Genomic DNA, 12,081 nt, shown 5'->3' with positions numbered 1-12,081 from the left:
TGCCTCACTCCCCAACTCGGGTGCAGTCAGGGCTCCTTGTCCATCGTGCCACGCGCGCGTGGCGCATGCGCGGGCGATCTGCGCCGGAGCGTGACCGACGCCACGTCCGCTGGCCTTACGATGGCGCGGTGCTGGTCAAGTGGATTCGCTGCACCGTGGTGGACCGCCGCGGTTTCGAGCGGGGGCAGCGGAAATGGGCGGGGCTTCTGGGGGAGCCGGGTTTCCGGGGGCAGGGTGGAGGCTGGAGCCGGCAGCGGCCGGGGATGGCGCACATCTTCGCCTTCTGGGAGAGCCGTGCCTTCTACGACTCCTTCATGGCCCGCTCGCACGACCGCCTGGCGGCCGCCCAGTCCGGCACGTTCAAGGACGCGCAGGTCAAGTTGTTCGAGTACCGCTTCGACGTGAAGACGGGCTTCGAGCCGCGGTTCACCGACTCCGATCTGATCCGGGTGGCCCTGTGCCGGATCCACGAGGAGCGGGTCGAGCACTTCACGCTCATGCAGGAGAAGGTCTGGAACCCGGCGATGGCCGGTTCACCCGGCATGATCCGCGGGATGTTCGCCGAGGCGCCCGGGCAGGAGTTCCTGGTCCTGTCGATGTGGCGGTCGGCGGCCGAGCACGGCAAGTACCGCACCGAGCGCGTGGAGCGCCTGGCGCTGCGTGCCCAGACCGAGGCCGACGTCGCGGCGCTCTCCGGTGACATCGTGGAGCTGGAGCCGTCCTGGACGGTCTGAGACCCCAGTCGTACGTTTGAATAGCAAACTTACCTCCCAGGGTGCGGCTCAGTGCGTCGGGGACGGCTCCGGAGGCGGGATTCGTGTGACCTACGCCGTATGGAGCCCGTACGGGTGCTCGACTCCCTCTGGCTCGATCTAGGGTTCTGGCATGGCACGACCACGGCGCATCGTCCTTGTCCGGCACGGCGAGTCCACGGGCAACGTCGACGACTCCGTGTACGAGCGCGAGCCCGACCACGCTCTCGGGCTGACCGAGCGCGGCCGGCGGCAGGCGGAGGAGACCGGCAAGGAGATCCGGGAGCTCTTCGGCCCTGAGCGCGTGAGCGTGTACGTCTCCCCGTACCGGCGGACGCACGAGACACTCCGCGCCTTCCACCTCGACCCCGACCTCATACGGGTCCGGGAGGAGCCCAGGCTGCGCGAACAGGACTGGGGCAACTGGCAGGACCGCGACGACGTGCGCCTGCAGAAGAGCTACCGCGACGCGTACGGCCACTTCTTCTTCCGGTTCCCGCAGGGCGAGTCCGGCGCGGACGTGTACGACCGGGTCGGCGGCTTCCTGGAGAGCCTGTTCCGCAGCTTCGAGGACCCGGACCACCCGCCGAACGTCCTCCTGGTGACCCATGGCCTCGCGATGCGGCTGTTCTGCATGCGCTGGTTCCACTGGACGGTCGCGGAATTCGAGTCACTGTCGAACCCCGGGAACGCCGAGATGCGGATGCTCGTTCTCGGGGACAACGGCAAGTACACGCTCGACCGGCCTTTCGAGCGCTGGCGGGAACCGGTGCCGTACTGGGTGAACGGATAGGGTGGCGAGCGATGACCGCTGACTCCTCTTCCTCCGGGCGCCTGGAGCGCGCCCTGGCAAGCCTGCGCGGACTGGCCGTGGGGGACGCCCTGGGCTCCCAGTTCTTCGTCCCGGCGAACTACCCCCTGCTGAAGCGGCGGGAGCTGCCCGCAGGGCCCTGGCAGTGGACGGACGACACCGAGATGGCCTGCTCCGTGGTCGCCGTCCTGGCCGCCCACGGGCGCGTCGACCAGGACTCACTGGCCCGCTCCTTCGCCGAGCACCACGACTTCGACCGGGGCTACGGCCCCGCCGTCAACCGGCTGCTGAGACTCGTCCGGGAGGGCGAGGACTGGCGTGAACTGGCGGCCGCACTGTTCAACGGACAGGGCTCCTGGGGCAACGGAGCGGCGATGCGGATCGCCCCGCTGGGCGCCTGGTACGCGGACGACCCGGAGCAGGCGACCCACCAGGCGGAGATCTCGGCCTATCCCACCCACCAGCACCGTGAGGCCGTCGTCGGCGCCATGGCCGTGGCCGCCGCGGCGGCCCTGGCCGGCTCGCCGGACGGTCCGCCCAGCCCCGAGGCGCTCCTCGACGGCGTCATCGCCCTGGTGCCGAAGAGCGCCGTCGGCCAGGGACTCCGGCGCGCCCGGGACATGCTCGACTACGGCGACGCGGGCACCGTCGCGGCGGTGCTGGGCTGCGGACGCCGTACGACCGCCCACGACACCGTTCCCTTCGCCCTCTGGTCCGCCGCGCGGAGTCTGGGTGACTTCGAGGCGGCCTTCTGGACGACGGCCGGAGTCGGCGGCGACGTGGACACGACCTGCGCGATCGTGGGCGGAGTGCTCGCCTCCGGCAAGGCGGGGACGCCGCCCGCCGGGTGGGTGGAACGCTCCGAAGCCCTGCCGGACTGGGTGCCGACCGGGCCCTGACGGGTCCGACGGCCCCTGCCGGAGCCGTCATCCGGATGTGATCTCGCGACCCACGCCGGGTACCCTTCGCGCCCCGGCGGGCGGGCCGGGGGATCGGAAACTCTCCGTGTCCGCCGGGAACTCTACGTGACCCTCGCCCGTTCCTCTCAGGGCGGAGGCGAGCAGTACCAGGGCCGCGCCGAACGAGCGAAGGTGAGGCCGTACCCGTGATGTCGAAGCGCCGAGGATGCGACTCGGACTCGTTGATGTACGGCGGCGCGACCGAGGGAATCAGCACGCCGATGGCGCCGCCGCCCGCGGACACGGCGGCGAACACACCGAAGGCCCGGTGGCGTTCCGGCCCTTCGGGGAAGGCGGCCTCCGTAGGCCGGCGTACCCGCCGCGGGCGGGGAGAGCGGTTACGGACGCCGCGGTCGGGGGACGCGCGGGCTCACACGACCGGGGCGCCTCCGGCGCCGCTGAGGGCTTGCAAGTCGCTCTTGCGGACGCGTATGACGACCGCAGCGACGACGAACGCGAGGACCGCCATGGCGGCGGCCGGGATGAAGGCAGTGGAGATCCCGTGGGCGAGGACTTCGTGGCTCCACGGGGCCGGCAGCTGGTGGGACTTGGCGAACGCGGCCTTCTGCTCCGGCGTGGCCCGCGCCATGAACGACGAGACCTGCTTGGTCCCCTCGTCGCGGCTGGCCGAGCCGAAGACGGTGGTGAGGATGGACAGACCGAGCGAACCGCCCACCTGCTGTGTCGCGTTGAGAAGGGCGGAGGCTGCGCCCGCCTCGTGGGGGGCGACGCCGGATACGGCGGTCACGGTGACGGTGACGAAGTTGAGTCCCATGCCGAAGCCGAAGACGAGCATCGGGCCGAGCACCCCGCCGACGTAGGAGCTGCCCGAGTCGACCAGGGACTGCCAGGCCAGGCCGATGGCGACGAGGACGGTTCCGGTCATCAGGAACGGCTTGGGGCCGAGCACCGGCAGCAGCCGCTGTGATACCCCCGCGCCCACCGCGATGACCACGGTGACGGGCAGGAAGGCCAGTCCGGCGCGGGTGGGGGAGTAGCCCAGCACGTTCTGCACGAACAGCACGATGTAGAAGAACATGCCGAACATCGCCGCCGCGAGGCTGATCATGATCACGTACGTGCCCGAGCGGTTGCGGTCGGCGAACATCCGCAGGGGAGTGATCGGTTCCTTGGCGCGGCTTTCGACGAACATGAAGGCGGCGAGCAGTACCACGGCCGCGCCGAACGCGCCGAGCGTCAGCGAGTCCCGCCAGCCGTCGGATGCCGCCCTGATGAACCCGTAGACCAGCGCGACCATGCCGAGCGTGGAGGTGAGCGCGCCGGTCAGGTCGAAGCGGCCGGGGTGGCGCTCGGACTCGTTGATGTAGCGCGGCGCGAGTGCCGCGATGAGGATGCCGATGGGTACGTTGACGAAGAGCACCCAGCGCCAGTCGAGCCAGTCGGTGAGCAGTCCGCCGGCCAGGAGTCCGATGGCGCCGCCTCCCGCGGAGACGGCCGCGAAGATGCCGAATGCCCTGTTGCGTTCGGGGCCTTCGGGAAACGTGGTGGTGATGAGGGCGAGCGAGGTGGGTGATGCGATGGCGCCGCCCATTCCCTGCAGGACTCGTGCGGCCAGCAGCTGCCAGGGTTCCTGGGCGAGTCCGCCGAGCAGCGAGGCGAAGGTGAACAGCAGGATGCCGGCGATGAAGACCCTGCGGCGCCCGAGGATGTCCCCGACTCGCCCGCCGAGCAGCAGCAGGCCGCCGAAGGTGAGGGTGTAGGCGCTGACCACCCACGTCAGGTTGGTCGTGGAGAAGTTCAGCGCGGTCTGGATGTGGGGCAGGGCAATGTTGACGATCGTGGAATCGAGCACCACCATCAGCTGGCACGCGGCGATGACCATGAGCGCGATACCCGGGTGTGACGGGCGTGAGGCCGGACCCGGTGGCGCGGGCACGGGTGACTGCGTCTGTATCTGATCGTGCGTCACAGGAGGTCCCCCAGAGACGAATTAGTGAACGTATGCGTTCACTACTCGGGACGATAGCGAGTCGGCCTTCGTGAACACAAGCGTTCCCTAAGGGCTGGACCTTGAAGTGGCGCCGGGGGGTTGAGGAGATCGGCGGGACCGCTGCCCGAGCCGCTGCCACGGCGGTGACGTTCGGCGCCCCGCCCTCGACGCCTGGCCGCGGGTTCGAGTCCCCGGCAGCCCGGTCAGGGCTCTCGTGCGTCTGGGGCCCGCGTCTACCCTCGGTGGCCTGGGAGTTCTCGGCCGGTTGTGCACCGGGGCGGGGTGCTACTGGGTGTGTCCGCGGGGTGTGAACGGTGCGCTGGTACGAACCCTCGGCGGGTCTCCGGAGAGGTGGGAACGGGGCGTGCTCTGTGCGTGCGCGCCGCCCACCCGTGCACAGCGCGAGGCGCACACGGCGACGCGCTACCTGGTGGTGTCGGCTCGGTCGTCCGCGTCCTTCCGGCGCCATGTCACCTGTACCTGGATGTGGCCCTGTGCCCCCGTGCGGGCCAGGACGGCACCGACCTCCGCGTCGAGTTGGATCCCGAATTCGACGGTGACCTCGTCCGGGCGCTGGGGCAGACTGCTCATCCGCCGCAGGGTGGACGCTGCCGCGGTGCGCACGCCTTCCAGTGCCGCCTCGAACGAGCCGGCGGCACGAGCCACGACGTCAGAGGCGCTGGTCGCCGGGACGACGCCGCTCTCGAGGTAATCCATCTGCGCGACGACGGATCCGCCGTCCTCCAACTCGAACCGCAGCAATTCGCCCATGGTCTGTGCCCCCCGGCGGTTTCGACCTGCGTCGCGTCCTTCACGGCACACTCGCGTACCTGTCGGCAGACAGTAGCGGAGGAGGCGCCAGGGTGTGAGGTGATGCCTGAAATCCCGGAGCGGACTGCCCAGTTCCAGCCTATGTGGCTTCTGAGTGCCCTTCCGGTGCCGCAATCAACGGTCCACTATGAGAGGGGACCTGGGAATGCGATGCAACTGACCTCGGCACACGGACAGGGGGCAACGGGACGTGACGACTTCTGCGACCGAGTTGGAGACTGATGTTGTGGATCTCAGCCATTGCGGGCTCCAGGACGTGATGACCTGCCATGACCCACTGGTCGTGGATGCCTTGCACACGTTGGTGCGGCACTTGGGCGAGAGGTCGGCGGCCCAGAGCAACAGCGGTGGCGGTGGCAGTCCGTACTTTGCCGCTGGATGCGACACCGACGATCTGTAAAGCCGGATGTCCGAGCCGCCCTCCGGTACCGAGATCACGCTGAACAGACATCGCATACCGGCGTCCGACCTCGACGACTTGGCCGTGGGACGCCTGACGCCAGGCACTGTCCACCGGATGCGTGCCGTGGAACGCAGTCGTCGCATGCTCATGGTGCGCGCTGTGGCAGAGACCGCGCGGGAGTCCGCCATGGGCCTCGGCGCCGCGCTGCCGCCGGTACAGGCTGCCCTGGATCTCCTGCTCCGGGTGGAGCGGATTCGCCCAGACGTGGTCGCCGATCTTTTGGAGCACCCCGGCACGGGCATCTGGGCCGTACGCGTCCTGGAACGTCTGCGTGGCGGTGACAAGATTCCGGGCGAGGACCAGGGCGGGGCCCCGCTCTGGATGGAACTCGGCTACCTGCACTGCCTCGCCGCCGCGGCGGCGCTGCGCTCGGGAACCGAGGGAACGATTCGCTTACCGGTGCGCGAGGGCGGTGTGGCGCTGCCGACGCTGGGCCGGATCCGCGTACCCGCGGCGACGGCACGCGACGGCGAGGTCCCGGCACATACCGTCGCCACGCTCCGCATCCTCCGTGCCGGAGCCGGCCCGGCGGTGCTGACGATCGGAAGATCAAGGGTGAGCCTGCCCACTGATCCGAGCCGGGCGTCCGACGACTGGCAGCCGGTGCGCAGGACCGCGTGGGGACAGGGGAAGAACGCTGCCTCGCTGGTTCTGGAGGACTGCGATCCGTATCGCGACTTCCGCGCGCGGGCACTGCCGTCGTCCAGTGTCTCGCTGAGCCCGGAACAGGCTGAGCGTTGGCAGCAACTGCTCAGTGAGGCAGAGACGCTACTGGATGCCCGACACCCGCGGGCTGCTGAGCTGCTGGCCTCGGCCCTGCGGGTCCTCGTCCCGCTGCCGCCCGAGCCCCGGTTCCGCACCGCCAGTGCCTCGTACAACGAAGCTGTCGGCAGCGCGATGATCTCACTGCCGCCGGATGCCGTCGAACTTGCCGTGACCATGGTGCACGAGGCCCGGCACTCCGTCCTCAACGGCCTGTTGCACCAGCTTCCGCTGTGCGAGGAGGACGCCTCGGGCAGCGAGAGCCCGCTGTTCTATGCTCCGTGGCGCAGTGATCCACGCCCGTTGTCCGGTGTGCTGCACGGTGCGTACGCCTTCGCGGGCGTGACGGAGTTCTGGCGCGTCGAGCGCCGGGCACTGAGCGGTGCGGCAGCCGACCTCGCCCACTTCGAGTACGCCGTATGGCGCACTGCGGTGGGGGAGACACTGGTGATCTTGCGTTCGTCCTCCGGGCTGACAGAGGCGGGCCGGCAGTTCGTCGAGCGGATGGCCGAAGAAGTGGAGGGCCGGCCGGACGAGCCCGTTCCGTGGTGGCCTCGGCACCTGGCCCGCGCGGAAGTGGCAGATCTACGGGCCATCTGGCGGGCCCGGCACACGCTGCCGGATCCAGGTCAGGTGCGGGCGCTCACAGAGGCATGGCTGCACGGGGCGGACCCGCGCACGGCGCCCGGTGTCCGCTCCCGGCTGCTCCCCGACCCGCGCGCGGGCTCTCCCGATGCGCGCGGCGAGCTGAGGCGCCTACGGCTGGCGGCACCCGAAACGTTGCTCGCCCGGGCGCGCGCTGTGAGCGATGACGCATCCCGGCCGCGCGCCCTGGCGGCTGCCGACGTCGCCCTGCTCCGCGGTGAACCCGACCGTGCCGTGAGCGGCTACGTGAAGACGCTCGTCGCATACCCCGAACTACCTTCGGCCTGGGCGGGGCTGGGGCTGGCGCTGGCAGAGTCCGGCCAACCCGCTGCCGCGCAAGCGCTGCTGCGCCGTCCGGAGGTGGTCCGGGCAGTGCACCGGCAGGCACATGAGTGGTGTGGGCGGTCGCCCGATCCTGTCGAGGTGGCCGACTGGATCGGGCGGAATCCCGCGGTGCGCGACGAATCCTGACGCGGACCGGCGAACAGGCAGGAGCCGGCCCGCGCCGTTACAGAGGCATCGGGTCGATGTCGCAGTTGGCGAGCTTGTTGTCGGCCGCAGCGCGAGTGGCCGGATGGTCGGTGCCGAGTACTCGTTCGAAGCGCCCCAGCGTGTCTGCCCGCAGAGCGTCGGCCTCATCGGACCGGCCCAACAGGTCAAGGCCCAGCGTGAGGTTGACGCTCGTGGCAAGGGTTGCCGGGTGGTCCTCGCCGAGCCGCCGCCGACTCTGCTCCAGGGTGCGGGTGCTGAGATCGACGGACGCCTGGACCTCACCCAGCTCGTAGAGGTCGGCTGCGAGATTGGTGGCACAGGCCAGGACGTTCGGATGATCGGGACCCAGCCTTGCACCGAGGGCCGAGACGATCTGCTCGTTCAATCGGCGGGCCTCCTCGGTGCGTCCCAGAAGCCTGAGGCAGACCGCATGGTTGACCTGTGCGCCAAGGGCGTGCGGATGCTCATGACCGAACAGGCGCTCGTATCCCTTGCATCCTTGATCGCTCAGATCGAGGGCCGACTGGAGATCGCCGCTGTGCCGTACGTCGACGGCGTGGGCCAGGAGGGCGGCCAGGGTGTCGGGATAGTTGTCGCCGTAGCGGTTGCGGAACAGCGTCAGCGCCTTGGCGGAGAGCTCCAGGGCCCGTTCGTGGCGGCCGGCTCGCCGTTCCGCGACCGCCAGGCCGCGGTAGCTTCCGATGGTGTTCGGATTGGTCGGCCCGAAATTGTACTCGTAGCGTCCGGACACTTCCTGCTGCTGGTCACGGGCTTCGACGTACTCGCCGGCCTCCTGGCGGTCGACGGCCACGCCGGCAAGGGTTGCCAGGGTGGACAGCGCATCCTCGCCCAGCTCTTCGACCTTGCGGCGATGGGTGTCCTGGTCCAGCTCCAGCGCTTCACGGAAATCACCGGTGAGGCGGAGGTTCAGCGCGACCCGGTGGGCAACGATCAGGGTGGACACGTCGTTGGGCCCGAAGAGGCGCCTGCTGGTCTCGAACGTTTCCCGGTCGAGTTCGGAGGCAGCGGTGAAGTCGCCGCGCATGCGCAGATCCCAGGCGAGCATGCTGGTGATTTCCAGCGTCATCTCGTGCTCGGGGCCCAGCGTGGCGGCCATCGCCCGGCGGGTTCGCTGGTCGAGCTCGTACGCCGTCTGGTAGTGACCCAGGATGCGCAGCGCGTCGCCGTAGAGCTTGGCCGCCAGCAGCACGTGCTCGTGATTCTCGCCGTCGACACGCTTCCACGTCTCATACGCCTGCTGCGCCAGGTCGCGAGACCCTTCGTGGTCCCCCCACGAGAACATGTACTGGATCTCGTTGAGGATCAGCTGGCGCACCCAGGGATCGGTGGACTCCACAGCACGGCTGCTGAGTACGTGGGGCAGCAGCTCGCCGTACTGCTGCCACTGGCGTGGGTCGCTCGGCGCGCCGGGATCGCCCTTGGCGAGCAGGCGGTGCGCGCCGTTGCGCATCTGGTCCTTGACCGCGTCGGGCATCTGGTTGATGAGCACGCGCTGGACCAGCCGGTGCAGCTGGACGGTGTTGGTGCTGTGGTTGATCCTGGCCAGCGCGTACCGGTTGATCTCGCGGATGGCGCGGCCCAGCCGGATGGGGTCGCTCAGTGCGGCGGCGAGTTCCGGGGGAACCGGCGCGTCGCGGACGCCGGTCAGCAGACGCCGTGAGATCGGTTCCGGGGCGAAGAACGCGCACACCTGGAGAAGCTGCAGTGCCGCCAGGTGGTTCTTCTGCAGTCGCTCCAGCGAGACGTTCCATGCTGCGGCGACGGACAGCGGGTAGTCCGGAGGAGGGGCGCTGCGCATCAGCTCGGCTGCCTGCTGCTCGAACAGCCGCAGGTATTCGTCCGCGGGCATCCCGGTCTCGGCGAGCCACACAGCGGCCTGCTCGATACCGAGGGGCAGGTCGCCGAGGGTCTCGGCCAGGTGGTCGGCAGTGGTGTCGTCGAGGTTCGGAGCGCGCAACTGCAGCAGCTGGCGGCTTTCCTCTCGGGCGAAGACGTCGACTTCCAAAGGTCGTGCCGCGGTCGCCCATTGAGCGTTGCGAGAGGTCACGAGAATGCGTCCTGGGCCATTGGTGGGAAAGAACTCGCGAACGGTTTCGGGATCCTCCGCGTTGTCGAACACGAGAAGCCAGTTCTTGTACGGCTCGCCGATTCGGAGGGCCTCTATGACCGCGGGTACGGCCGTGTTGGCCTCACCGGTGCCGACTTCCAGGCCGAGCCGCCTGGCCAGCTCCACCAGTACCTGCCGGATCTGCTGGGACTGCTCGGACGGGATCCACCAGACCACCTGGTATTCATTCATGTGGCGATAGGTGTATTCGACGGCGAGTTGCGACTTTCCGACACCGCCCATGCCCTGCAAGGCTTCGGGCAGGACGGCGGTGGTTCCCTCCTGCAGCCGACGGTGCAGGTCCTCCAGCAGTTGGCCACGTCCGGTGAAAGCGCGGTTCCGTGGGGGTACGTTGCCCCAGACGGGCGGAGGTTTCTGTGTCCCGTCGCCCCTCGCCCTTGCGGGAGCCGACTGCACGCCACTCACGGACACGTTCCCTCCATCGTCATCAGGCGGACCGGTTTCACCCGCTCCCGTGGGGGCATGATCACTCCCACTGTCGAAGGGGGCGGTTTCCGAAACGGCAAAATCACTACTCTGTGTATCACGATCATCGCGCATGGTGCTGGCTGAAGCCCTGGGGGTGGCGGGGGCCGGAGATTCTGACCGTGAGCGAGCCGATTCCTCCTCGGTCAGCAGCCGGCCGAGGAGGACCGCCGCGGCGGTCGAATGCTGCCCGTCAAGGGCGGTCAGTGCGGGCAGCGCAGGGGTGAGCCACGCTCGCACCCCTTCGAGGGGCAGACTCGTCGCGCGGCTCGGGTCCGCCACGAGGTCGCGTACTTGGCGCAAGGCGCCGCCCGCGGAACCGGGCGTGATCCTCGCGAGATGGTCGAACGCCACTTTGATGGCGAGTGCGGTCTCTCTGCGAGTGCCCTCGGCCAGAAGCGCTTGGCGTAATCCGGCGACGAAATCCAGTTCGACCCGCGCCGGTGCCGGAACGTCGGGGTCGGCCCGGGTGGGCTGTAGCAGTCCGCTCAGCAACAACTCGGCGAGGTGCCACGGGCGGGCCTCGGGAAGCAGCCTCTTCTGCAGCACCTGCAGCACCGTCAGGTTGAGGGGAATCGCCGCGCTGAGCTGAGCCAAATGATAAGCGGTGGGGCTGAGCTGGGCCCGCAGCCGGCGCATCAGGTCGGGCGGTGGGACGAGCGACAGCGGTGACCGTGAGAGTCCGCCGCCCGGCGTCCTCGCGGATACCGTGATGGTCTTCATCATGTACTCGGCGGCCTTGTCATGGCGGACGAATCCGGCCCACGCGCCCAAGGCCTCCGGAGTCAGCTCCACAACCGGTACATGCAGTGACCGGGCCGGTGAGCCGTCCGAGTCCGCGTCTTCCCCCCAGAACGCGAAGTCGTCCGGCCGATGCGACCACAGGCGGTTCGCGGTGGCCGGACCAGGGCTGCGCAGCCAGGTCCGGCGCGGTACCAGGGCCATGCGCGACCACAGATACTCGGGAAGGACACTCACCACCGCCACGGGCATCCGGGCCGCCCAGCGGGCCAGCCGACGCTGCGCCCTCCCGTCCCTCCAATGGCTCGCGTACATGTCGGTCAGCACCAGGATCGTCTGACGGCCGGGAGAGCGGGGCAGGACGGGTGCGCCGTCCCCGGACTCCGTACCGCCGCCGGGACGCCAGGGGCACACCCGTACGTCGCGGAACGCCCCCGAGCCGCGCAGCGCAGCCTCGAACTGCGCGACTGTTCGCGACCACAAGGCCATGGAGTCTCCGGTGTCGACCACCAAGGTCATGGTCAGCCAGCGCTCCTGGGCCGGCCGGAACAGCGGCACCCACGCACCCCGCTCCGCCCGCGACTCGGCGGTGGCCTCCTCGTCCAGCACCTGCACGGTGCGCGAGCGCAGCCGGATCCGCATCGGCAGGAACGCCTTCTCGATCAATCGGGAACGCTCAAGCGCCGGTCCGCGGTGGACGTCGGTCGACGGGTGCCAGCCGCCCGCAACCGGAACCGGCTCAAGCACGTGGGCCGGCGAGCCGGGCACGTCGATGCGCGTCGCCCACTCCTGGGGTGCGGCGACGTCATGGCCCTCCGGAGACCGGCCCGGTTCCTCGTCGCCGGCGTCGCCGACGGCCTCCCGCGCCTCCTGCCGCGACCCAGCGACACCGGAGGAGGCGGGGGAGGCGGGGCCGAGGGCGCGGACGTCGTCGGCGCCCGGAGGCTGCTCAGTGGACGCCTCGTTCCCTGCCGCGCCCGCCCTGGCCGTCTTCGCCGCTTGGGCGCGCAGGCCGAGCTGAACGGCCAGCCAGACGACCTCGCCTGCCTCGTGCACGGTC

General features: G+C 69.7%; 7 protein-coding genes and 1 pseudogene. 4 read left to right on the top strand and 4 right to left on the bottom strand.

Going from position 1 to position 12,081, the window contains the following annotated elements; genetic code table 11:
* Nucleotides 1-128: 128 nt before the first annotated feature.
* From LMU33_RS01985 to LMU33_RS01975, 3 genes are all read left to right on the top strand, one after another.
* Nucleotides 129-734: a YdbC family protein gene (locus LMU33_RS01985; protein ID WP_228616722.1), complete on the top strand. Its 606-nt coding sequence runs from the start codon at nucleotides 129-131 to the stop codon at nucleotides 732-734.
* Between the two features lie 151 nt (nucleotides 735-885).
* Complete coding sequence (locus tag LMU33_RS01980; RefSeq protein WP_228616720.1) at nucleotides 886-1,545, top strand: histidine phosphatase family protein; 660 nt, start codon at nucleotides 886-888, stop codon at nucleotides 1,543-1,545.
* 11 nt (nucleotides 1,546-1,556) lie between these two features.
* Nucleotides 1,557-2,462 carry an ADP-ribosylglycohydrolase family protein gene (locus LMU33_RS01975; RefSeq protein WP_228616718.1) on the top strand — a complete coding sequence of 302 codons (906 nt, stop codon included), beginning with the start codon at nucleotides 1,557-1,559 and terminating at the stop codon, nucleotides 2,460-2,462.
* Nucleotides 2,463-2,655: 193 nt separating this feature from the next.
* On the opposite strand, the pseudogene LMU33_RS01970 reads toward LMU33_RS01975, so the two are convergent.
* The 3 genes and pseudogenes from LMU33_RS01970 to LMU33_RS01960 all read right to left on the bottom strand — a co-directional run.
* Nucleotides 2,656-2,814 (bottom strand): annotated as a pseudogene (locus tag LMU33_RS01970) (MFS transporter); the annotation flags it as partial.
* A gap of 78 nt (nucleotides 2,815-2,892) precedes the next feature.
* Entirely contained in the window at nucleotides 2,893-4,365 is a 1,473-nt protein-coding gene (locus LMU33_RS01965; protein ID WP_228616716.1) for an MFS transporter, read from the bottom strand.
* 531 nt (nucleotides 4,366-4,896) lie between these two features.
* Complete coding sequence (locus tag LMU33_RS01960) at nucleotides 4,897-5,244, bottom strand: CU044_2847 family protein (RefSeq protein WP_228616714.1); 348 nt, start codon at nucleotides 5,242-5,244, stop codon at nucleotides 4,897-4,899.
* A 466-nt stretch (nucleotides 5,245-5,710) separates the two neighbouring features.
* On the opposite strand from LMU33_RS01960, the gene LMU33_RS01955 reads away from it, so the two are divergent.
* Entirely contained in the window at nucleotides 5,711-7,645 is a 1,935-nt protein-coding gene (locus LMU33_RS01955) for an HEXXH motif domain-containing protein (protein WP_228616712.1), read from the top strand.
* A gap of 37 nt (nucleotides 7,646-7,682) precedes the next feature.
* Here the strand turns inward: LMU33_RS01955 and fxsT are convergent, their stop codons facing one another.
* Nucleotides 7,683-12,077, bottom strand: a complete 4,395-nt coding sequence (gene fxsT, locus LMU33_RS41315) for an FxSxx-COOH system tetratricopeptide repeat protein (protein WP_228616710.1) — start codon at nucleotides 12,075-12,077, stop codon at nucleotides 7,683-7,685.
* Nucleotides 12,078-12,081: the final 4 nt, after the last annotated feature.

This window comes from Streptomyces barringtoniae (assembly GCF_020819595.1).
GTDB lineage: Bacteria > Actinomycetota > Actinomycetes > Streptomycetales > Streptomycetaceae > Streptomyces > Streptomyces barringtoniae.
Note: the sequence above shows the minus strand (reverse complement) of the source record. Positions and strands in the feature narration are given on the sequence as shown.

What these genes read in the sequence shown, in the direction of transcription:
- LMU33_RS01980 (WP_228616720.1), top strand. Translation starts at nt 886, where the DNA reads ATGGCACGACCACGGCGCATCGTCCTTGTCCGGCACGGCGAGTCCACG.
- LMU33_RS01975 (WP_228616718.1), top strand. Translation starts at nt 1,557, where the DNA reads ATGACCGCTGACTCCTCTTCCTCCGGGCGCCTGGAGCGCGCCCTGGCA.
- LMU33_RS01965 (WP_228616716.1), bottom strand. Translation starts at nt 4,365, where the DNA reads ATGGTCATCGCCGCGTGCCAGCTGATGGTGGTGCTCGATTCCACGATC.
- LMU33_RS01960 (WP_228616714.1), bottom strand. Translation starts at nt 5,244, where the DNA reads ATGGGCGAATTGCTGCGGTTCGAGTTGGAGGACGGCGGATCCGTCGTC.
- LMU33_RS01955 (WP_228616712.1), top strand. Translation starts at nt 5,711, where the DNA reads ATGTCCGAGCCGCCCTCCGGTACCGAGATCACGCTGAACAGACATCGC.